We start from the raw sequence: 23,330 nt of genomic DNA, 5'->3' as shown, positions 1-23,330 counted from the left end.
GCCTCTGTTTTAGGCACTTTCTTCTTGTTTCTCAGTTTGTTTCTTCTGGTTTTTTCTTATCGCGTCGAGTATTGCTTTCATGCGCTCTGGGGTCGCTTTGGGCGCGTTTGGTGCCGGCGCTGTGCGATTTGTAGAGCGGGGAAGTTGTGCTGCCATGTTGTCGCCCTCCATTAAGGCCCATTCGGCGATGAACTCGTGATATTCTTCAATTTTAGCCCCGATGTATTCTCGGTAACTGGTGTCAGTATAACACAAGTTGTCGTAGCGCTGAGGCCACACCTTCTTGTGGATCCCGTTGCCGGATTGCTCGTCGACGTGGAACGCCATCGTCATCGCTGTATCTATTCTTGTTAACAGGCAAGATAATCTGTCGAGATCTTGATAAAACGTGGCCGCATGGAAGCCCCCAGAGCCAGTAAACACCAGCTCTCCGGTGGTCGCGTTGTTGCCGATGGGCATGTCTATCAGCGCACCGGTGTTTTCCGTTACCGCAATCAAGCCAATCTCATCGCGTTCGTCGAGCGCTTGGGCTAATTGAATGTATTCCTCGTCAGAAATGAGGGCCAGAAGCACGGCTTGCGCGAGGATAATAGGGTGCTCATCACCCGAAAAAAAGATCACTTGCTCGAGACACACGATATGTTTGCGCGTCTCACAGTCGACTTCCAAACCGCTGACTTGGCTAGTCCACATGGCGTCACCCGCGATGAAAATGTTCGGGCTGGCTATTATCGTTGTCATGACGTTTTACGTTCCTAGATTAAAGAAGCTTATCTCGAGGGTTGTTGCTCTGAATGGCACCATTATTTGAATTTGGCCGGGATCCAGGGCTTAGGCAGCATGCAACGACCGCCACGAAATGGCAAGGGATGCTCTTTAGCCGGATAGTATTTCGGGGACTCAATTTTGCCGTGGCGCTCAACCAGTTGCCGGTGCTCGTCACGCCAGTACGCAAAACTGAGCAATTCCTTGGGATTGAATTCCCGATCTTCGGGGGTAATGAGGATCGCACGGTCAACGTTGATTCGAAATCCGTTCCAGCGATGATCCAACGGTAAGTAGCCACGGGCGTGAATGTTCATCAATTTTTCGGCCAGTGGATTGACCGGGACCGCGCCAGACAGCCAACGCTTGATCGTGATCGGTTGAACGTAAAAATACGCGGCGGCTTCATGAATGTCGTCGAAGTAGCGATTCAATAGATCGGCAAAACGGGGAGTGAGCATGTGATCTCCTTCAAGTTATCAAACATCCGTCGAATTCTTTTTTCGATGACAAAACACGATGTCCATCGGTGAATTCGATGAAACTTGTCGTCAAACCGGAAAAAAGAACAGTGACGAAAACTAGGTATAACGCAAAATTGAAGGACGAAAACTAATTAATGATCGTATTTATGTGGAAACATTTTGAATTTCAAGCGTCTATAGCACGCGTGTACGCAAAATCTGCAATTGCTAAGGTACTGAATACTCTCAGATTTTACGCACAGCCTTAGTGCGTATTATGTACGTTATGTTAAATTGGTTTCGGTGTTTATAAGGCAGGTATCTTTATGTGATGCCCTGCCTTTATTTCATATCTGTACTCTCTGAATTCTACTGTGTATTTAACCATAGTGGCTATTTACCATAAAATACCTAATAACCAGTGATAATAATCTTCGATTTTACCCCTGGCATTAGTTAGAGCTTAACCGCCAGCAAATTTAACTTTGTAGCCTTTCTTTTCAAGATGCGCTTTGAGCTTGTCACGAGCGTCGCCTTGAATCTCGATGTTGCCATCTTTTACTGAGCCGCCACAACCACATACTTTTTTGAGTTCCGCAGCCATGAGTTTTAATGGTGCGTCATCTAGGTCTAAGCCTGTTACGATAGAAACGCCTTTACCTTTACGGCCTTTTGTTTCTTTTTGGATTCGAACAATACCATCGCCTTTAGGGCGCTGGATTTTCTCTTCTTCAGGTTTAATACGACCTGTTTCAGTTGAATATACTAGGCTCATAATTTTACTTCTTTTGCTGTGCTGCTTTTTGTTTTGCGAGTAAGAAAGCCTCTATATGACGCTGGATTGCAATCTTGCCACCTTTAATTAGGCGCCCGTTAAACATGCAATACCAAGCGTTAGGCTCACCGCTATCATTTTTAATTTGGTAACCATGGAAGTTTTCAGCTAAGCCACCACCAGACGCCCTCGACTTGTTTAACGCTGTGAATTCTTTCGGGTCAATAAGGGTCGCAGTATCAATCCACCAATCAATACTCTTTTTCACAGCAGGTAAATTGCCTTGAATAATGTTGTTTTTTAGCTTGGCACGCCAAACGGTGTTGTTTGCATCCGCTGATTGTAGAGGAACGCCTCGGTAAACTGAATTTGCCATATCCATTGATCATCGTTTTGTTTTCATTACGTTAATCATAAGTATACTTCTAATGATATCAAGCATAATATGGCAAAAACACCTGTTGAGGTACGGTAATTTGAGAAAAAAAGTCCCTATTTTATCGGACTCTGTGATAATTAATTCATTTGTTGAAAAATTAAACAGCCACGCGACAATTGAAATTATAGATGAGTTAACAGGATATCAGTACTCTCGAAACTCCTTGTTGGGTATCTACAGTGATTGGAATCGCTACCATTCGTTCTGTACTAAAAATCGTATCAACACACTCCCAGCATCCATCACTGCTGTTCGGCGTTTTCTTGAGACTGAATCAAGTGAAAGAAAATTCTCGTCCTTGAAACGTTACACTGCAACACTTAGCTTGTTGCATACTGTGTTGAGCTTTGCTAACCCAATCAAGCATAGGCAAGTTCGTTTTACCCTGCTCCACTTGCAATCTCGAATGGCTGGCGACTCTAAACAAACCAATGCCATGACATCCGCACACCTTACTGAGTTAAACACGTTACTTTCCCATGAGAAATCGAGCTTAAAAGAGATCAGAGATATCGCGATTTATAATGTGATGTTCGAGTGTGCTTTAAAGCGATCTGAACTAAGGGCGTTGTCGATGGATAATGTGGAGAGCGTTGAGAATGAGTACCAGATTACAATAAAAAATTCAGTGTATAGGCTATCGCGAGTAGCAAGCGCCGCACTTGAGCGTTGGTTTTCGTTTACTGGAACACAAGACGAGTTGCCTGTATTTCGTGCGATAGATAAACATGAAAATATCAGTCTGCAACCTTTAGATGATTCGTCGATCTACAGAATATTGAGAAGAGCAAGTGACTTACTTCAATTGGCTGACAACCACCATTTCTCCGGGAACTCTATTCGTGTAGGTGCCGCACAAGAACTGTCGAAACAAGGCCTTAAGGTGAGAGAAATCCAAGATTTTGGTCGTTGGCTCAGCCCTGCAATGCCTGCGCAATATGTGGGTTATTCGGGTACCTCTGAGAGTGAGAATATGAAGTTTAAAGCACTAATCCCTTGGCAATGAGCTGATGGCTTTGTTAAGAGGCGGCTTGTTTATCTACGGTTTTTTATAGGCAGATTGTTAATAAACTGCTTAGTCAATCAACTGACTTTAAAAACCAAAAGCTTCCGACTTAAAAACAAATAGCGCCTTGGTAGATAAGCTCAAGGCGCTATTTGTTATCTAATGAGTTATATAAAACGGCTAAGATATTTTGGGTGAACTAAGAAATGCTTGTTCTCACGCAGTTCTCTAAGAACTGGCTGAATTTGTGGCCGTCATGTTCAACCATTTTTGGGAACATGGAAATTGGCGTCATACCTGGGAAGGTATTCACCTCGTTCAGGTAGATCTCATTGTCTTGTGTTAAGAAGAAATCGATGCGAGACAAGTGACGAAGCTTCATCTGCGTGAATACCTTGCGGGCGCTGTCTGCAATCAATTCACGCTGTTCATCGGTTAAGTTAGTTGCTTCAACTTCAGTAATTGAGTGGCTGTCTGCACTGTACTTCTCTTCGTAAGAGTAAAATGCGCCATTAGGTGCAATCACCTCGCCTGGCTTGCTTATCTGTAGCTCGCCATCGATTTCATAAGCGGCAACTTCTAGCTCTCTTGGCACAACTGATTTCTCAATAAGCACTTGATCAGAGAAGGTAAACGCCTTATTGATCGCTTCTCTTAAGTCTTCCACTTGGTTAACTTGGTAACAACCTACAGAAGATCCCTGACGAGCCGCTTTGACGAACACTTCCCCCCAACTTTCAAAGGCTTGTGTCGCCTGTGCATGAGCTTGTTCAGTGTTGTCGGATAAGAACAGATACGGCGTATTTGGGATACCCAGAGCGTCGTACCAAAGTTTTGATGTGATTTTATTGAAGCTGTTGTTGCTTGCTTCAGAACCACAACCTAGGTACGGAATCTTAGCCATTTCAAACAGTGATTGAATGTCACCTGTTTCGCCAGGGAAACCATGAATACAAGGAACAATGAAATCGACTTTAGATTCTAAGTTGTCGCCACGTAAGGTTTGATCGTTAATATCAAGATAAACCAACTCACCCGAATCAAGACACCAGCCTTCGTTTTTAATTTCAACTCTCACAACGTTAAAATCTGCAACGCTATTAAGTTGTTCAAAAAGGTAATTGGCTGAAACGATTGACACTTCATGCTCTGAAGATCCACCGCCGCAAAGTAGAAGGATGTTTGTGGTGTTCATGGGTAAATTCGGTCCTTGAAACTAGGAATACTGACTTCAATGATAAACAAAAGTCGAAATAGGTACAGTGTTTTGAACGCTAAAATTGTCATCTAAGGAGTGAGCGATTAACTATTAAACAAAACTAACCGTCATAAAACAAAAGAAGGAGCATTTGCTCCTTCTTTATGATTTAAAACTTAGTTTAACTTGTTAAGCGTTGGGTATTCAGAGTTCTTGATATCATCAATGCTCTTAACGAATGGCTTTAAGTTTTGAAAACTGCTCGGCAAAGATGAAATCGCCTTTTTAGCGTCTAAGCGTGTCGCGTAGTCACCGTAAAGTACAGTGAACCACTTCGTGCCGTTAACCATTTTGTAGTTTTCCCAAATTGGCTGGGAAGTGGTTGGTAGCATTTTTACAAAAGAATCGACTTTGGCTTGGCTGCCGACAGCAACAACTTGAACTGTGTAACCAAAGCGTTGGTTCATGTCTTGTTGCTTCTTGGTTGGAGCTGTAATTGTTGCAACCGGCTTAGCTCTAGTCGTGTGAGTGATTTTTTGTTCTACAGGTGTGGTTCTGACAACGTTGACCACGTTCTCTTCAACAACGGCAGTCTGCTCAGATTGAGATACAACTGGAGCTTCAACTTTAGCCGTTTTGAACTCTTCTTGATAGCTATCTGAGGTTACATTGGTAACGTAGTTGTCAGATACACATGCAGCCAAGAGCAGTGGCAAAGTCACAATTGCAAGTTTTTTCATGGAAAGCTCTATATCCTTAATAATAATTACTATAAATCATGCCGATACGTCGGTTTAGAATCAAGTTAACTTTGAGATTATACACCATTAGTGGGTGACCTATTTCACAAACTTTATGCAGTGTCTGCTTATTCATCTTAATTCGGTGAATTTGCCATCAACCCGTGAATGAAAAGTAAGTTACGATGAACTTACGTGCATTGCTAGGATATGTCTATGAATCATCTTGATCCCCTACTTAAACCCCGTTCAATCGCTGTTGTTGGTGCATCTCAACGAGAAACGCGTGCAGGATATATCGTCATGAACAATTTGTTGCACGGGGATTTTAAAGGTGCGGTGATGCCAGTAACACCAAAATACGATTCTGTCGCAGGCGTCCTCTCTTACAAAAACATCTTGTCGCTACCTATCGTGCCTGACCTTGCTATTTTGTGCACTAATGCGACACGCAATGTGGCTATTTTTGAAGAGTTGGCCGAGAAAGGCATCGCTTCCGTCATTGTGCTCTCCTCCGACATGCAACAGCAAAGTGATAGCGGTGAAACGTTTGATGAGAGATGTATTGCAATAGCCAAAGCAAACAATATTCGGGTACTTGGTTCCAATAGCTTGGGAGTTATTGTCCCGTGGTTAAATTTGAATGCCTCTTTTTCTCCGGTGACGGCGCTGCCAGGTAAAATAGCCTTTGTTTCTCAATCCGCTGCAGTGTGTACAACGATTCTAGATTGGGCGAACGATAAAGAGATCGGCTTCTCGGCGTTTATCTCGATAGGTAATGGCAGTGACATAGAATTCTCAGAGCTGTTGGATTATCTGAGTACCGACTCTCACACCGAAGCAATATTGCTTTATGTTGATAGTATTAAAGATGCGAGGCGCTTTATCTCTGCTGCGCGTGCTGCGTCACGTAATAGACGAATTCTAGTGTTAAAAGGCGGACGAACAGCTAAAGGCCGGGCGGCGGCAATGCTACATACTGGCGGTGCCGATACGTTAGATATTATCTATGACTCAGCGATCCGACGCAGCGGCATGTTACGAGTTAAGAACTTACATGAACTGTTTGCAGCGGTAGAGACTCTGACTCATTCAGTGCCATTGCGTGGAGAGCGCTTGGCCATTGTGACCAACGGCGGCGGCCCTGCGATCATGGCGGTGGATACCCTTTTTGACCGTGGTGGTAAGCTTGCCGAGTTTTCTGAAGATACGCTAGAGAAACTCAATAAGGTTTTACCATTGAGTTGGTCTCAGAGTAATCCAATCGATATAGTTGGTGACGCCGGTGAGCAACGTTATATCGATACGATAAACATCTTGTTAGATGGTGATGAAGCGGACGCGATTCTTATCATGCACAGCCCTTCTGCGATCGCACATTCAGCTAGAACAGCTGAACGAATTATTGAAGCCATTAAAAAGCATCCTCGCCACAAGCGATTTAACATTCTAACGAATTGGTCTGGCGAGCTAACAGCAAAGCCAGCACGAAAATTGTTTACCGAAGCGGGTTTTCCAACCTATCGAACACCTGAAAGTTCAGTGGTCGCATTCATGCACTTGGTCGAGTACAGGCGTAACCAGCGTCAGTTAATGGAAACGCCAACCACGGCAGAAAAAGTCCATATTGAAGATCTAGCAGATGCAAAAAATTGGATAGAACGACAACTACTGGATAAAGATACAGTCAGCCTTGATACGCATCAAAATAGCCAATTTTTCAAGCACTTCAACCTAGATGTATTACCAACTTGGATAGCTTCTGACCCAAGTGAAGCGGTACATATTGCTGAAACGATTGGTTACCCAGTCGCAGTTAAACTACGCTCGCCAGACATTGCACACAAGTCGGACGTGCAAGGAGTCATGCTTAATTTAAGAAACAGCAATGAAGTCGCCAATGCGGCTCAGGCGATTCTCGATCGCTCTCAACTGTCGTTCCCTACTGCGCATATTCATGGATTGTTAATTCAAGGAATGGCCAAACTCGCCGGCGGGCAGGAGCTACGTGTAAAAGTGACAACGGACGAAACCTTTGGTCCTATCATTTTACTTGGTCAAGGAGGTTCTGAATGGGATGAATCCATTGACGCTGCTGCAGCCTTTCCACCACTCAATATGACACTGGCGCGTTACTTGATCATTCGAGCGATAAAAAGCGGCAAGATTCGTCTGCAAAAACTACCTAACCCGATTGATATTGAAGGGCTCTCTGAGTTGCTGGTTCGTATATCTCAGATGGTAGTAGATTGCCCTGAAATACATGATTTGGATATCCATCCAGTACTGGCCAACGGAGACAAGTTCACGATATTAGATGCCGATATCATCTTGAAAGCATACCAAGGCGATCCTCAAGAACGTCTTGCGATTCGCCCTTATCCAGTCGAATTGGAAGAGAATATCGTACTTAAGGACGGCACTGAGGTGTTGTTACGCCCGATCCTTCCTGAAGACGAGCCGCTTCATGCTGATTTTATTCATCGTGTATCCAAAGAAGACCTTTACAAGCGTTTCTTTAGTGATGTGGGTGAATTCAATCATGAGGCGTTGGCTAACTTTACTCAGATTGACTTTGATAGAGAAATTGCATTTGTGGTCGTTCGAAAGGAACAAGGCGTACCCGCGATTATTGGCGTATCGAGAGCGCTGATTAACCCAGAGAACACCGATGCAGAGTTCGCTATTCTGATACGTTCCGATCTGAAAGGCGTCGGATTAGGCCGCATTTTGATGACTAAGGTTATTGACTACTGTCGTACAAAGCAGACCAAGCAGATGTCGGGCATGACGATGCCGACCAACCGAGGGATGCTGACACTAGCCCAGAAGTTGGGCTTCGAGCTAGATATCAGTTTTGAAGACGGCACTGCAGATATGGTGTTGCCGTTACTTTAACGCCCATGTTTTTTTTAGGTGTTGAATACACCATGACTTGGCGTCGCCCATCTTGTTACGTCGCCAAGCCATTACGATGTCGATAGGCTGTGGTTCGGTACCCGAAATTTGTTGTAGAACGCCAGATTCAATCAAAGGTTTAGCTACACTATTCGGTAAGGTGCCGATCCCTAACCCTGCAGTTAGAGCCTCTACCTTGGCTGGGAAGCTTGTTACGGTTAAACGTGGCTGCTTTTCTAGAATATTGATGCTTAATGCAGGTTGGTCACGCGCTGTATCTGCAATTGCGATAACCCTGTAACTTTCTCTCGCCTTTTGGTCGAAATCACCAGAACGCTTATGAACGTAGTGATTTGATGCTGCAACCCATACCATTTCCATCTTACCGATAATGTCACTTTTCATATCGTTTGGTATGGTGTCAACCTTTGGGCACACCAATAAATCAGCTCGGCCGTCTGAAAGAGATTCCCAACATCCAGCTAGAATCTCTTCTTGTAATCGAACCCTAGTTTTACTTATTTTTCCGAGTTCATCGACTAATGGGAAGAAATTAGCAATCGGAATAATGCCATCAAAGGCAATCGTTAAATCCAACTCCCAGCCATTAGCAAGAATACTCGCGTCATTAACGAGCTGTTCAGTGGCACCAAGAATGATCCTTCCTTGCTCTAATATTAACTGCCCCGCTTCCGTGAAATTTGCACGGTGGCCTGAGCGATCAAAAATCATAATATCTAAGTCTTGTTCTAGCTTCTGGATTTGATAACTCAATGAAGAAGGTGCTCGGTCCATTTCATTAGCCGCTGCCGCAAAGCTTCCACGACGATCAATGGCATCTAATATGTGTAAGGCTTCAAGTGTTATTGGGCTATGCATAACTTTCCTACTTTGTAAGTGAGATCTAAATCACAAAAAGAGAAGCATTCACATGGTGAATGGAACTGAAAAACTCTTTTTAATACATGTGTTTAATAACGCTAATTATGAATTAGTTGATAATATTGAAAATTATTTAAATGCAAATAATAGTAATTATCATTTAGATCCAATATCATCTTTCGCAAATCAAGATGATATTATGGAACTAAGGTAACTATCAGATGTATAAGCAATCCCTACTCTCTGCTTCAATCGTTTTAGCGCTTTCATCAACATCAGCCTTTGCTGAAGATTATGCCCTATTTGACGAGGTTGTTGTATCAGCAACGCGTACTGAACAAAACAAAGAAGACGTTTCAAGCTCAATTGAGTCTGTATCTGCAAAAGACATAGAGAATCAAATGTCTAGCGACATAAAGCAAGCTCTTCAATACACGCCAGGGGTAGAAGCTCAAGGCGGTGGCCGTTTTGGTATTTCAGGCTTTAACATCCGCGGTGTTGAAGGTGATCGCGTTAAACTTATGGTAGATGGAGTTCAACAACCTACACCATATAACCCTGGTGCTTCTGAGCAACGTAAATATTCGAATGCGATCGAAGTCGATACATTAAGTGTCATAGAGGTGAATAAAGGCCCTGCTTCTACGCTTTACGGTTCAGATGCCATTGGTGGTGCAGTACTGCTAAGAACTAAAAATCCAGAGGATATGCTTAGAACTGACGGGGATGAAAACCGTTTTGGCATCAAATCTACCTATACATCTGCAGATGAACAGTTCAAGAACACAGTTTCTTGGGCGATGCGTAAAGATAAGTTAGAAACGATCGTTATGGCGACATACGCTCAAGGCCACGAGACAGAAACTCATTCATCAGGAAGCGAAGTTCAAGGTCCAGATCGTGGTGCAGAGAACCCAGCAGATACGGAATTAAGTAATATCCTAGCCAAAGCATTCTACAATGTATCAGATTCAAATAAGGTTGGTATTACGGTTGAGCATTACCAACGTCAATATGATGAAGATGAGCTAAACTACAATGGCTATCAGCTTATGCCGGGCTTTGTATATACTGATAATTACAACAAAGACACCAACAAACGTTTTCGTGCAACATTGGAACAACAGCTTAAGCTAAGCTCTTCAATTGCTGACTCTTTAGACTGGTCTCTAAGTTACCAAGACTCAAGTTCTCTGAATAAAAACTACGATACAACTCGCTTCAACGGACGTCGACTTCGTGAGCGTGATGCTTCTGATGTCAACATGCAAGTTGATACACAGCTTTCTAAGCTAGTGAATATTGATGGTGCGGATCACGAATTCACATATGGTTTCACATACCTGCAGAATGACTTTGAACTAGAAAACTACGACCATAAATTTGATCGAGGCACTGTTACACCGGGTAGCACTGGTATACCTGATGCAGAAATAACGCAATGGGGTGTGTTTGTTCAAGACCAAGCATTTTTCATGGAAGACAAGTTGATTGTAACTGGCGGTCTTCGTTATGACTCATTTGTTGCTGACCCATCAACGGATGAAGGCTACAAGACTCAATATGAGAAGAATAAAGATGACGCCGTCACAGCTAAGCTAGGTTCAGTTTACCACATCAATGATAACCTATCGGTATTTGGTCAAGTTGGGCAAGGGTTTAAAGCACCTTCAGTTTACGACCTCTACTACTTCTATACTCGAGGTGCCATCATTGAAGCTAACCCTAACTTGAAAGCCGAAAGAAGTATCTCTTACGAGCTTGGTCTTCGTGGCAATAATGAACATGCTCGCTTTGAACTAAGCACTTTCTACACTGATTACTCTGATTTCATTAACCAGACGAAAACGGGCAAACAAGGCGGTAAAGACGTATACACTAAAGAGAACTTAGATAAAGTAACTATCTATGGTGCAGAGCTTTCTTCAACGATTAATCTAGACACTTTGTTAGACGCACCATTTGGAACCTACACTCGTTTAGCGGTCGCTTATGCTGATGGTGAAGATAAATCTACTGGTAAATCCATTGATTCTGTAGCACCACTAACGGGTACGCTAGGGCTTGGAATCGAGCGCGAGACTTTTGGTTCAGCTTTAAATGTTAAGATGGTTGCTGCGAAAGATGAGTGGAACTCCGATGACAACGTAAACGTGGCTGGATACACAGTTGTTGATTTGACTGCTTATTACCGCCCTGTCACGGATTTAACCTTACGAGCGGGTCTATTCAACGCATTAGACAAAAAATATTGGCTGTACAATGACATGTCAGGCCGTGGGCACGATTCTAAGTTCAACACCGATATTAAGTCTCAACCGGGTCGTAACTGGGGTATATCTGCAAACTACGAGTTCTAACTGGTTAGAAATCTAGTTCGTTGTAGAGCTAAGTTTATTGAAGACCTAGGTCATTAAAGATCTAGGTCGTTCCAGAATAAAGCCATACAAAAAATACTGTAGAAACTAAAAAGCCAGCTTACTATAAGCTGGCTTTTTGTTATTTCACTAAAAGTTGTATCAAAAAGGGGTAAAGTGAAATTATTTCTCTGCCATTTCTTTCTTAACCATTACTGCAGCAGCAATGATGAAAGTGATGATTAGGCCTAGTTCCATGATTAACTCCAAAGAAAATTAACATTAAACATATAATTCGCGAGCATGATAACAACAACCGATACAGAATGATACTTTTTAACCACCAAATCACTTTTTATTCGATTTAGATCAAAAAAGATGCCCTAGAGCATCTTTTTGTACGTTAACTATTCATGAAATTACTCAATCAACCAGGAAAACCATCAGGATTTGTTGATTGCCAGCGCCATGTATCTTCAGTCATTTCAGCCAGTGTGCGTGTCGCATTCCACCCCAGTTCTTTCTGAGCTTTCGCTGGGTCGGCCCAACACTCAGCGATATCACCAGGACGACGCGCAACGAGTTTGTAAGGTATAGCTTGACCGCTCGCTTTCTCGAAGGCTTTAACCATATCTAATACACTTGAACCGTTGCCAGTACCCAGGTTATAGATGTGAAGACCGTCTTTACGCCCTACTTTCTCAAGTGCTGCAATGTGTCCATCAGACAGATCCATAACGTGGATGTAATCACGAACACCAGTGCCATCCTTTGTTGGGTAGTCACTACCAAATACAGATAGGAATTCACGTCGGCCAACTGCAACTTGAGATACAAATGGCATTAGATTGTTTGGAATACCACTTGGGTCTTCACCGAGTTCACCACTTGGGTGTGAACCTACGGGGTTAAAGTAACGTAATAACGTAATGCTCCAATCGGGGTTAGCCTTTTGGAAGTCAGTTAAGCACTCTTCAACCATGAGCTTACTACGACCGTAAGGATTGGTTGCGCTTGTGGGAAAGTCTTCTGTGATAGGAACACTAGCAGGATCGCCATAAACCGTTGCTGAAGAGCTGAATACTAATGTTTTTACGTCAGCGTCACGCATTGCATCGACAAGGACTAACGTGCCATTTACGTTGTTATCGTAGTATTCGAGAGGTTTGGCAACAGATTCACCAACCGCTTTCAGGCCCGCAAAATGAATAACAGCTTCAATATTGTGTTGCTTCATGGTTTCAGTTAAAAGCGCTTTATCACGAATATCACCTTCAATGAAATCAGGACGAACGCCAGATACTTTTTCGATACGTTCTAAAACGCTTGGTTTACTGTTATACAAGTTATCGAAAAGCACAGGTGTCATACCTGCGTTAATCATCTGAATACTGGTATGGCTACCTATGTAACCCATGCCACCTGTAACTAAAACATTCATGTTTAGCAGACCTTTTAATTAAAAACACTCAACCTACCGCTTATGATACAACAACTTAGGGTGGAGCCACAAACGGCTATGGCAGATACACCGCACGAGAGAACAAAAACTGACCTTTACCTTGAATTTCACTTGGCAGTTCACCTCACCGACAATCTTCAGAATTACATCAATGTCGCCATATGATTCATCACCTTACGTTTGCTCCCTAAACCGGAAACAAAATAGATGAAGGCTGTTTGTCGAACGCTTGTTTTTCAATTATCTTTAACCATAGTTTCTATACGTTATTGATGAAAGGAAGCATTTTTCACAATCCATTCTTTAGCGGGTTTGATACATGCCGTGACCTCATAGTAAATGCAGTTCTTGGTGTCGAAAATTTGAGTTAGGTCACTGTTTATTTATGGTATTTATAAGACCGTCATTACTCACCTCAACGTAAAGGGTAAGCACCACGTGACAACGAAGATTTTGCTTAATTGCGACATGGGAGAAAGTTTCGGCAATTGGAAGATGGGCGATGACGAGTCGGTCATGGAATGGGTCGATATGGCAAACATCGCTTGTGGTTTTCACGCGTCTGATCCGCACGTTATGTCTAAGACCATAAAACTGGCGCAGTACTATCACACCCAAATTGGTGCCCACCCTGGTTATCAAGATTTAGTCGGGTTTGGTCGCCGTTCTATTCCACATACCATGGACGATATCAGTGAACTAGTGTGCTATCAAGTAGGTGCACTACAAGCGCTTTGCCACTATCACCACACCTCTGTTGGTTATGTGAAACCTCATGGTGCCCTTTACAACGATATGATGGCGAACATTGATGTGTTCAATGCCGTTGCCCAAGCCGTCGCTGAATTTAACATCCCCTTGATGATTCTCTCTTCATCAGACAATCAACAGTATCTAGATATTGCTGACGATCATGACTTACCCCTCTTGTTTGAAGCGTTTGCCGACCGTGCATACTTGAATAATGGGCAGTTATCGCCGCGAACTCAAAAAGGCTCGGTTTACGTCAATCAAGACGACATCTACAACCAAGTCATGCAAATCATTAACTACGGTTCGGTCACGACAATTGAAGGTGAAAGACTGCCGATTGAAGCCGATACCATCTGTGTTCATGGTGATAACCCCCAATCCATCGCATTAATTAGAAAAATCAGACAAGACCTTAACGCTTTTAACTAGTATGGAGCGTGTGATTGGTATGGCACATGACCTTATCACTCGCCTAACCGAGCATCTAACCAATTGCTCGTAAGGTCTAATCGCTTTGTATTGGTTTAGACACGGAAGTGAGACACGACAAATAAGCAAACAAACGTATGGAAACGAAATGACGACGAATCAAATTGAGTTCAATATAGCGCCAGTCGCAGAATGCAGCGTTTTGGTGACATTGACGCTATCGCCTTCAAATAATCAATCTAGCGCCGAATATGCGCAGTACATGGCTCACTTTTCCGATGCTATTCGTCAAAATTTAGCATCGGTGTTGATGAATGTGACACCGGCTTACCACATAATATTGGTCGATTACCTACCTTATCGAATATCAGAACAGCAGCTCATTAAACAACTCAATAATTTGTTGAGTCATGCTATTTCGTCCTTCTCTAGTGTTAGTAAAACGCGTAACACTATCGAGCTTCCCGCTTATTACTCACAAGAAACAGCACTCGACTTAGACCGATATCAAGCCAAAGGCATGTCGCTGGATGAGATCATTCAACATCACACCTCACAGACTTACAGCGTCAGTGCCATTGGGTTTACGCCTGGCTTTGCGTTTATGTCTGATGTGGTCAACGAGCTTGCTTTGCCTCGTCATTCAACCCCACGCTTAAGTGTGCCGAAAGGCAGCATCGCCATCGCGGATACGAAAACGGCGGTGTATCCTTCGGACTCACCGGGCGGTTGGAATATTATTGGCAATTGCCCACTCGCACTGTTTGATCACAGCCAATTAAAGAACGCTGATACCACGCAAACGCCGCTGTCTCTGCTTAATGTCGGTGATACGGTCCGTTTCATCGCGATTTCAAAACAAGAATTTGTTGAGCTTAGTTTTATGGATATTAGTGGAGGTGTCGCTAATGGTTAAGTCAAAAGCCAAACCAACGCTGACAGTCATTAAGCCCGGCCCGTTGAGTTTGATTCAAGACTTCGGACGATTTGGTGTCGCTCATCTCGGATTGACACAAGGCGGCCCTGTTGATGATTACTCGTATAGCTGGGCCAATCACCTGCTCGGAAACCCAGTAAACCAAGCTGCGTTGGAAATCACGCTTGGGCAATGTGCGTTACGAATCGATTTTGATTGTGAGATGGCATTATGTGGTGGCGATTTACAAGCGAAGCTCGATAGCAAACCACAGTCGAACTGGCGTACTTTTCAAGCTTTCGCAGGGCAAGTTCTCTCATTTGGTTTACCTAAAAATGGACTAAGGGCGTATTTAGCCGTTAAGGGTGGCTTCGATGTTCCATCAACTCTTCATAGCTGTTCTACGGTGACTCGTGAAAAGATTGGTGGATTAACGCAAGATGGACAGCCATGCCAGCAAGGGCAACAAATTACTTTTACCCAACACCAACTCTCTCGCCCGTTTAAAGCGTTGAGTGTCACCTTCCGATACACGCCTAATTACAACCTACCAGTGAACCTGCGAGTGATTGAAGGCTATCAAAGCGAGCTGTTCTCAGAGTCTGCAAAAGCGACTTTGTATAACGCACAGTATCATGTTGACCAAAATTCTAATCGCATGGGTTATCGACTCAGTGGCGACCCCGTGGACTCGCCTGACATTTCGCTATTCTCAGAAGGCATTGCCTTAGGTGCGATTCAAATCCCCCAAGATGGGCAACCTATTGTGTTGCTTAATGACAGACAGACTATTGGTGGCTATCCGAAGATTGGATGTGTCGCCAGAATCGATTTACCGCGCTTAGCACAAGCCAAACCTGGACATAAAGTCTCGTTTAGTAAAGGCGATCGCTTAGGATTACAAGATGTGTGGTGCCAGTGGGCTCAATTTTTCGGCTATTAGTTTTTGCTCTGTAGCTAAGTAACTCTATTGCAAAGAATCTTGAAATCTTTAGCCAGGAAGGTTTCGTTTGGAAGATGTAGTTCAGGCAATTGACAAGATACAAGCAGGCGTTTCAGTTAAAGGTTAGGCTTACCTGTCAAAGTAAGCCGAATTGAAGATGTTTAGCGTAGTAGATTATGACTGAGTATTAAGCGTGATCTTGGCCTGATACCTTTGCAAGGGCTTCTGGGTATCCGCGTTCTTGTGTCAAATCTATCGCTTTATTCTCAATATTCTTTAGATTAAGTGACATTGTCACTGAGTGTGTATTTTCAATCGATACTGACTCTGCGACATCAAACCAATGCTCAGCGACCTTTTGCGCTGCCTCTAAGGTTGAAGATGCTTTGACTACTTCAAGTCGAGCATAGCGATCACCACAGAATGACACGTCTGAAGCTCTTAAGCTCGGATCGGTTCCCGGAATCTGCTGTGCACCGAACAAAGGCTTACCACCTACCAGTGCAGAGCTAAAACTTGGGATGAACTGAGACATATGCGTTATCGCAGCGCGAGTTCTTAATTCGAGCTGCTCTTCACTCCAACCTGATACGATTTTCTTAAGAAGCTTAGAAGGCAACTGAGGCTGTGATGAATCTGTTGATGATGAAACAAGCCCACCCTCAAACAGAGTAATCCCTTCTGTCATACCGTGAAGTTGGAATACACCATCAGCGTACGGTGTTAACTGAGCCATGCCTTGCGGTGTGCCTCTCGGGCCATGGAAGATAACCTCTGGCCACTCTTCCTTACATTCTTGCGAGTACGGCCACTGCGTAACGTATGCGGCTTTGAACTCAACAAGCCTTTGTTGCTTAGAACCGACAAAGTCATCCACGATGCCCGTTTCAAAGCCACTTGCATTAATCAAGTAGTCGGTCGTTAGGTGACAGCTTTGGTTCTCAGCGTCTGTATAAGTCAAAGACCAACCTTGCTCTAACGATTCAACAGATTGTAATCGGCTGTTGGTTAACACGGTACAATTAGACTGTTGCCCCAAAGAGAGTTGAGCGGTTGCAGAAAGTCGGAATACACTCCAACCATACTCTTGAACCATAGCAACAGGATACTTAAGGGTTTCTAGATCCGTATGTTTAGCGAAAGGAATACACCATTCATCAAGCGATGTTGGTTTCAGAGGCTGTGTTTGAGCAGTAAGTGCTAGTAACTCTTCTTTACTATACAGCTTGTAATACTCTTCCGGTTTACCAAGCACTTGGTTGCTTTTATCTTGATTAACAAGCTCAGCATAAGCGTTCTTGATTATCTTTAGGCGCGGAAGAAGATCCAACGGCTCTCCACCATCACTGTGTGGAACAGCGATAATTGTCGGACGAATATTGATCGTATGGGGAAACAAGCGGACGGTATCAATTGACTGAGTGAGCAACTGAAGACACTGCTCTACAGAAATATCTCGATACAAATTGCCACCAGCATGCAGATGGCAAATTGGTGGACCATTAACCAAACTCGGTCCTTTTTCCAAAATAGTGACCTTATAACCCAACTCACTAAAATGAATTGCGCTCGTCGTTCCGGCAATACCACCACCAACAATGGCAATAGAAGGCTGATTTGTATCCGTTTTGTTGTGGTTCATCGTGTTCTGTAGAATATGATTAACTACCGCTATTCTACTTTTGTTCTGCTACGAATTAAAACACATTTTTATCAAGGTCTTAGATAGGCAGTATTTAATATCTATGTAAAAAACCTAAATAATCTCTTGACTCAATAACTCCAGATTGAGTTTTAAAGGTTATTATAACCGTCACATTTGTCCTAAGTGACGCCACATAAAGGCTGCCTCAGTACTCTTAAAACATAGATGTTAACTTATCCCTAAAGTTATCCACCGTTTTTGTGGATAACTGTTGATAACGTTCTTGCTAAGTTGCGCAAACCCTTTGTTTACAGGGACTAACCGCTGTTCATTAAATCGGCATTATTGCGCAATTAGTTTTAAAAAATACTAAAAAAACGGGAAATTAAGGTGCGATGTTCGTAACTTGTGCTACGCATTGGTCAAATAAAAAGCGGTCTAAAGAGACGTCTTATAAATAGTGAACGACTAAGTATAAGTAATTTCACTTTTAGACCGTTTTAAGCATTTGGTTAGATCTTGCTAGCGACTAACCAAAATCCTTGTTTACTGGTGCCAACAAACGTTTGATTAAGCTATTCACTACCGCGGCCAATGTGATAAACGTCAGCACGGGTAGCGCTATCCACAGTATTGGGTGGAGTGAAGGTTCTAACTCAAAGCCAAAGTTCATTACCCCTGCAACACTGAGTTCAGAACCTAGCGCAGCAATTGAGCCAGCTACTAACGCCATCACCCCGTATTCACACCAAATAGTGTTGAGAATACGCTTCTTACTCGCGCCTAAGGTTCGGTACAAGCGTATCTCTTGTTGTCTTTGAGATAAGCTCAGTCGCAACAGAGTGAAGATAAGCAATAGCCCCGCCACTACACCTAACGCGGCAAGTACGGTTATCGACCAAACAATCTGTTTGAGCAACTCTTGGATCTTGCTACCCATTTTACGAATGTCCATCAAACTCACGGTCGGGTGATTTCGAGATAATTCGTTGAGCATTTGGTTGTGTTGCTCTTCTAATCTGAAGCTCACCAACCAAGTAGAAGGAATAGCGCTCAAAACATCGGGAGTAAAAATGAAATAGAAGTTTGGCTTCATTTCACGCCATTCTACTTTTCGGATGCTGTTCACCTTGGCAGAGACGTTCTGGCTGTTGATTGTGAATGAAAGATCATCGCCAATTTTCAAACCAAGTTGCTCTGCGACATCGGATTCCACAGATACGCCCTGCTCTTGTGTCCAGCTGCCTTCTAATACTTCATTGTACTCAGGCAGGCTATCTCCCCAAGTGAAGTTGATCTCGCGACTTAGTGCATCTGTTTCTTCTGAGGTCTCGCTGTATTTCGCCGCCTCAACGCCGTTAATGGTTGTGAGCCTTCCTCGTATAATTGGAAACGCTTGAGTACGCTCTACTTCGTTTGCATCAATCGTCTCGAGATAACTGTCTTTCTCATAGCTCGCAATATTCAGCGCAAACGCATTAGGTGCGTTCTCGGGCAAAGTTTGCTGCCAATCTGACAACAAGTCACTTCTCACTAGCCATATGATTGATAACAGCATCAAAGACAGCGCTAAAGAACCAAATTGAATCCCTGTTGCTAATGGTGTGCGATTAATTCGGCTCAATGCCAAGCGCATAGATGTCGACGTCGGCAGTTGACCCACCAAACGCAGAACAAACGTACTGACAATCGCGAGTACTAAGAACAGGCAAGCGATACCCGCTAGAACTATCCATACCAACAGATTGTCACCGTACATCAGCATCATTGGAATAATAGGTACTAGCAACAACAGGTATTTCTTGTAGCTTTCATTAGACTGGTGACTTGATTGAATCACGCTGATTGCCGAAGTGCTTACCAAGCCAATTAACGGAATACCAAGAGCAGGCACACCAATGAGAATGCTTGATAAAATCGCCAAAATGACAGGTTCAATACCATAGCTAGGAAGTGGTGTTGGTAATAAGTCGCCCAGAGGTATACGAAGCAAAAATTCTAAGCCGATACCGATGGTAATTCCCAGTACTGCACCGATAACCACCAACAGAGACACCTGTACAGACAACCATTTAACGATCCACTGCTTGCTCGCACCTAAACTCTTAAGCATCGCAATAGTTTTACGACGACTCGCAACATAATGTTGGCAAGTGAGTACCAAAGTGGTCGCCGCCATGATCACAACGATAGCAACGGTTAGCGATAAGTATTGAGTAGTGCTCTCGAACATGTCGTTAGTGCGGCTCGCTGAGTCTTGCGTGCGCCAGCGATCGCTTGGTGTTAATTCTACGCTGTCTTGTGCGGCTTTCAGTTTAGTATCATCACCGTTTAGAAACAGCCTAAAACTAACACGGCTGCCAGGTAGAATAGCGCCAGTAGCATCGATGTCACTTGTATGAATCAGCACAGCAGGCATTTGTTGGAATGGGTTAAAGCTCAAACCTGGTTCTTGGGTGATACGCCCTGTTATCGTTAAATCGGCATCGCCAATAGTGACATTGTCACCAACTTCAACCTCTAGCTGCGCAAATATACGCTCATCAAGCCACAATTCACCCGGTTCAACATGATTGCTTACCGCGCTATCTGCTCCTTGCAGTATCATTTCGCCGCGTAAAGGATAATTGCTCTCTACGGCTTTAACGGTAACCAACTGCATCGAGTTATCACTGAATGCCATGGTTGAGAAGCGAGTTAACTGAGAGCTTTCTAACTGTTCAACCTGAGTCAGATCTAACAAAGGTTGTGGGATTGGGTTTGCCGATACAAATACACTGTCGGCGGTTAACGCATCTTTGCCCTGCTTAACGATTACTTGTTCCATACGCTCAGCCAAAGCTGAAAGCGCAAACACACAAGCAATAATGAGTGTTAAAGCGATGGATACCGGCCATAACTGACCATGTCGAATCTCTTCGATGCTCCATGAAAACAGTCGTTTGTTCAGTCCGCGTGATGAATTCAATTTACACTTCCTCTATGTGACCGACATGCATTTTCAAGGTTCGTTGGCAACGCTGTGCGAGCTTAGGGTCATGCGTGACGAGAACAAGCGTGGTGCCGTGCGATGAATTAAGTTCGAACAACAGCTCGACTATTTTCGCTGCCGTTTGTTGGTCTAGGTTGCCCGTTGGTTCATCGGCGAACAAAATTTTAGGCTTAATCATAAACGCACGAGCCAATGCTACCCTTTGTTGTTCACCACCGGACAGTTGAGACGGCAAGTGATCAAGCCTGTCTTTCAAGCCCACTGATTCAAGCAAAGCCGTCGCGCGTTCGATGTCTTCGTCTTCACCTTTCAACAAACAAGGCAGCGTGACGTTTTGCAGGGCAGAAAGGCTTGGGATCAATAAGAAGCTTTGGAAAACAAACCCAACGGATTCACTGCGGATTTTGGCTCTCGCTTCGTCATCAAGCTGTGATAGAGGTTGGCCTAACAAACTGATTTCGCCAGAAGTTGGCACATCGAGTCCTGCAAGCAGTGTCATTAACGTGGATTTACCAGCACCTGAAGTACCGACGATCGCAACCGTTTCACCCTCACGAATATCGATATCAACATGCTCTAAGATTGTTAAATGTTCTTGATTAGTAGACACTGTCTTCGAAACAGCTTCTGCTTTAATGATGGATGTATGCATGACTCGACTAATTTCCTTTTTATTCTTAATTATATTTTCAACCGCTTCTTTGGCTCAAGATACCGAGTTAGATTCTAAGTTACTGGTGCTTGGTGATAGCTTGAGTGCTGGTTATAACATGGACATCAAACAGAGTTGGCCAAGCCTGTTACCAGACGCGTTAGCAAAGCATGACAAAACGGTAACCGTGGTCAACGGAAGTATTTCTGGTGACACAACTGGTAATGGCTTAGCTCGTTTACCACAATTGCTTGAAGAACACGCCCCAGACACTGTTCTTATCGAACTCGGTGCGAATGATGGTCTTCGTGGATTCCCACCTAAGCTGATGTCTGCGAATCTTGATCAAATCATTAAGCAGATAAAAGCTGCGGGCGCGAAACCTATTATGATGAAGATTAAAATCCCACCGAATTACGGTAAGCGTTACAACCAGCAGTTTGAATACGTCTTTGCAGCGCTTGCTGATCAACAAAACGTGCCACTTTTGCCGTTTTTCCTAGAGCATATCATCCTCAAACCGGAGTGGATGATGAACGATGGACTGCATCCAAAACCAGAAGCTCAGCCTTGGATTGCTGAATTTGTCGCCAAAGAATTATATCAGTATCTTTAGGTTTTAATGGTCTAGCTCAATAAATTTTACACAGCTTTACGTTAGCCTGAGTGCATATCACCGTTAACTGTAAGGTTATTTATGCTGATCGAACCTATTATCAAGGGTGTGGTAGCCAAAAACGCTCACCCTCTAGGCTGTCAAGAAGCCGTAAAGCAACAAATCAAGTTTGTTAAGAGTGCGCCGCAGATCAAAGATGGCCCTAAGCGAGTACTGATTATCGGTGCTTCCTCTGGCTTTGGCCTTGCCGCTCGCATTGCCCTTACCTTTGGCGGTGCAAAAGCTGACACCATCGGCGTCTCATTCGAGCGCGGTCCTAACGAAAAATCCCTAGGCAGCGCTGGTTGGTACAACAACATCTATTTCAAGAAAGAAGCCGAACGAGAGCAACGCACTGCTATCAACATTGTTGGCGACGCATTTTCACAAGAAACACGTTCACAAGTTGTCGAAGCCATTGAAACCTACTTCGAAGGTGAAGTGGATCTAATTATCTATAGCTTAGCCGCTGGCGTAAGACCCAAACCAAATACCGAAGAATTCTGGCGCTCTGCCATTAAGCCAATCGGTGAAAGCGTGACTGGTGCGACTATCTCACTAGAGCACGACAACTGGGTGACCAACACACTTGATGCTGCAACGGAAGAAGAAGCCGAAAGCACACTCAAAGTCATGGGCGGCGAAGATTGGGAACAGTGGATAGATGAGCTGATCAATGCTGAATCTATTGCCCCAGGTTGCAAAACCATTGCTTTTTCTTACGTTGGTCCAGAAGTCACGCACCCTATCTACTTAGACGGTACTTTGGGCCGCGCTAAAATAGACCTTCATCAAACAAGTCACGCACTTAACCTTGAACTAGCTAACTTTGGCGGTAATGCTTACGCGACCGTGTGTAAGGCATTAGTCACCAAGGCGAGTGTATTCATTCCGGGGCTAAGCCCTTACCTACTCGCTTTATATAGAGTGATGAAAGAAAAAGAGACCCACGAAGGTTGTATCCAACAAATGCAACGCTTATTCAGCAGTAAGCTGTATGGACAAACCAAAGTACCACTTGATGGCGAGCGCCTAATTCGGATGGATGAATGGGAACTCGACCCAGAAACCCAAGCTCATGTGACTGAACTACTTGAAGCTATGGATGAAAACAACTTCCAATCAATCGGTGACTATCAAGGTTTTAAAGAAGAGTTTTTACAGTTGAACGGTTTTGCTCAACCATCGGTAGACTATAAAGAGAAACTTAACACTGATGATTTTATAAAGTTAAAGCCTTAATCGAAACTTATCTCATTACTGAGACCCAGATTCACATTTGAAAACCTCCGCAAAATTGCGGAGGTTTTTTTGTGCAACATTTCTTATACTTAGTTAATGTAATATTCACAGTTTATT

At 43.7% G+C, this 23,330-nt stretch carries 19 protein-coding genes; 8 read left to right on the top strand and 11 right to left on the bottom strand.

Translation table 11 applies throughout. The annotated features are described in order from the left end of the window. Window positions 1-9: 9 nt before the first annotated feature. The 4 genes from ACED25_RS06060 to ACED25_RS06045 form a co-directional block, all read right to left on the bottom strand. Window positions 10-741, bottom strand: coding sequence for a hypothetical protein (locus ACED25_RS06060; RefSeq protein ID WP_017102028.1), 732 nt, complete (start codon window positions 739-741; stop codon window positions 10-12). A 62-nt stretch (window positions 742-803) separates the two neighbouring features. Then, window positions 804-1,226, bottom strand: a complete 423-nt coding sequence (locus ACED25_RS06055) for a phage protein (RefSeq protein WP_371694878.1) — start codon at window positions 1,224-1,226, stop codon at window positions 804-806. 466 nt (window positions 1,227-1,692) lie between these two features. Beyond that, window positions 1,693-2,004, bottom strand: coding sequence for a stress response translation initiation inhibitor YciH (gene yciH, locus ACED25_RS06050; protein WP_012600635.1), 312 nt, complete (start codon window positions 2,002-2,004; stop codon window positions 1,693-1,695). Between the two features lie 4 nt (window positions 2,005-2,008). Further along, window positions 2,009-2,380: a DUF3319 domain-containing protein gene (locus ACED25_RS06045; protein ID WP_029222765.1), complete on the bottom strand. Its 372-nt coding sequence runs from the start codon at window positions 2,378-2,380 to the stop codon at window positions 2,009-2,011. Between the two features lie 100 nt (window positions 2,381-2,480). Between ACED25_RS06045 and ACED25_RS06040 the strand changes: the two genes are divergently transcribed. Continuing rightward, complete coding sequence (locus ACED25_RS06040) at window positions 2,481-3,449, top strand: tyrosine-type recombinase/integrase (RefSeq protein WP_371694877.1); 969 nt, start codon at window positions 2,481-2,483, stop codon at window positions 3,447-3,449. A 199-nt stretch (window positions 3,450-3,648) separates the two neighbouring features. Here ACED25_RS06040 and ACED25_RS06035 read toward each other — a convergent pair whose 3' ends face one another. Next, window positions 3,649-4,644, bottom strand: coding sequence for a D-alanine--D-alanine ligase (locus ACED25_RS06035; RefSeq protein WP_371694876.1), 996 nt, complete (start codon window positions 4,642-4,644; stop codon window positions 3,649-3,651). A gap of 179 nt (window positions 4,645-4,823) precedes the next feature. Further along, on the bottom strand, window positions 4,824-5,387 hold the full coding sequence (locus tag ACED25_RS06030; RefSeq protein WP_009845372.1) for an SPOR domain-containing protein: 564 nt from the start codon (window positions 5,385-5,387) through the stop codon (window positions 4,824-4,826). Window positions 5,388-5,603: 216 nt separating this feature from the next. Between ACED25_RS06030 and ACED25_RS06025 the strand changes: the two genes are divergently transcribed. After that, window positions 5,604-8,285, top strand: coding sequence for a GNAT family N-acetyltransferase (locus ACED25_RS06025; protein ID WP_371694875.1), 2,682 nt, complete (start codon window positions 5,604-5,606; stop codon window positions 8,283-8,285). Here ACED25_RS06025 and ACED25_RS06020 read toward each other — a convergent pair. Then, entirely contained in the window at window positions 8,277-9,164 is an 888-nt protein-coding gene (locus ACED25_RS06020; RefSeq protein ID WP_065679020.1) for a LysR family transcriptional regulator, read from the bottom strand. The two genes, ACED25_RS06025 and ACED25_RS06020, sit on opposite strands and share 9 nt — an antisense overlap. Before the next feature lie 224 nt (window positions 9,165-9,388). On the opposite strand from ACED25_RS06020, the gene ACED25_RS06015 reads away from it, so the two are divergent. Further along, complete coding sequence (locus ACED25_RS06015) at window positions 9,389-11,527, top strand: TonB-dependent hemoglobin/transferrin/lactoferrin family receptor (RefSeq protein WP_371694874.1); 2,139 nt, start codon at window positions 9,389-9,391, stop codon at window positions 11,525-11,527. A 424-nt stretch (window positions 11,528-11,951) separates the two neighbouring features. Here the strand turns inward: ACED25_RS06015 and galE are convergent, their stop codons facing one another. Continuing rightward, on the bottom strand, window positions 11,952-12,965 hold the full coding sequence (galE, locus tag ACED25_RS06010) for a UDP-glucose 4-epimerase GalE (RefSeq protein WP_371694873.1): 1,014 nt from the start codon (window positions 12,963-12,965) through the stop codon (window positions 11,952-11,954). Between the two features lie 459 nt (window positions 12,966-13,424). Here galE and ACED25_RS06005 point away from each other — a divergent pair, with 459 nt between their 5' ends. The 3 genes from ACED25_RS06005 to ACED25_RS05995 all read left to right on the top strand — a co-directional run bounded on the left by ACED25_RS06005 (window position 13,425) and on the right by ACED25_RS05995 (window position 16,027). Further along, a complete protein-coding gene (locus ACED25_RS06005; RefSeq protein WP_371694872.1) occupies window positions 13,425-14,168 on the top strand; it encodes a 5-oxoprolinase subunit PxpA in 744 nt (247 codons plus the stop codon). Window positions 14,169-14,316: 148 nt separating this feature from the next. Beyond that, on the top strand, window positions 14,317-15,084 hold the full coding sequence (locus tag ACED25_RS06000) for an allophanate hydrolase subunit 1 (RefSeq protein WP_371694871.1): 768 nt from the start codon (window positions 14,317-14,319) through the stop codon (window positions 15,082-15,084). Next, window positions 15,077-16,027, top strand: a complete 951-nt coding sequence (locus tag ACED25_RS05995; RefSeq protein WP_371694870.1) for a biotin-dependent carboxyltransferase family protein — start codon at window positions 15,077-15,079, stop codon at window positions 16,025-16,027. The genes ACED25_RS06000 and ACED25_RS05995 overlap by 8 nt, the downstream gene beginning before the upstream one ends. Before the next feature lie 187 nt (window positions 16,028-16,214). On the opposite strand, the gene ACED25_RS05990 is transcribed toward ACED25_RS05995, so the two are convergent. From ACED25_RS05990 to ACED25_RS05980, 3 genes are all read right to left on the bottom strand, one after another. Continuing rightward, window positions 16,215-17,669 carry an FAD-dependent oxidoreductase gene (locus ACED25_RS05990; protein WP_371694869.1) on the bottom strand — a complete coding sequence of 485 codons (1,455 nt, stop codon included), beginning with the start codon at window positions 17,667-17,669 and terminating at the stop codon, window positions 16,215-16,217. A 532-nt stretch (window positions 17,670-18,201) separates the two neighbouring features. Next, window positions 18,202-20,640, bottom strand: a complete 2,439-nt coding sequence (locus ACED25_RS05985) for an ABC transporter permease (RefSeq protein ID WP_371694868.1) — start codon at window positions 20,638-20,640, stop codon at window positions 18,202-18,204. Between the two features lies 1 nt (window position 20,641). Further along, entirely contained in the window at window positions 20,642-21,316 is a 675-nt protein-coding gene (locus ACED25_RS05980; RefSeq protein ID WP_009845334.1) for an ABC transporter ATP-binding protein, read from the bottom strand. Between ACED25_RS05980 and ACED25_RS05975 the strand changes: the two genes are divergently transcribed. Together ACED25_RS05975 and fabV are read left to right on the top strand one after the other, a co-directional pair. Further along, a complete protein-coding gene (locus ACED25_RS05975) occupies window positions 21,315-21,932 on the top strand; it encodes an arylesterase (protein WP_009845333.1) in 618 nt (205 codons plus the stop codon). The two genes, ACED25_RS05980 and ACED25_RS05975, sit on opposite strands and share 2 nt — an antisense overlap. Window positions 21,933-22,013: 81 nt before the next feature. After that, window positions 22,014-23,213 carry an enoyl-ACP reductase FabV gene (gene fabV / locus ACED25_RS05970; RefSeq protein WP_371694867.1) on the top strand — a complete coding sequence of 400 codons (1,200 nt, stop codon included), beginning with the start codon at window positions 22,014-22,016 and terminating at the stop codon, window positions 23,211-23,213. The last annotated feature ends 117 nt before the right edge of the window (window positions 23,214-23,330 follow it).

The organism is Vibrio sp. 1F263 (genome assembly GCF_041439035.1).
GTDB lineage: Bacteria > Pseudomonadota > Gammaproteobacteria > Enterobacterales > Vibrionaceae > Vibrio > Vibrio tasmaniensis_A.
This window is presented reverse-complemented; position numbering and strand designations above follow the sequence as displayed.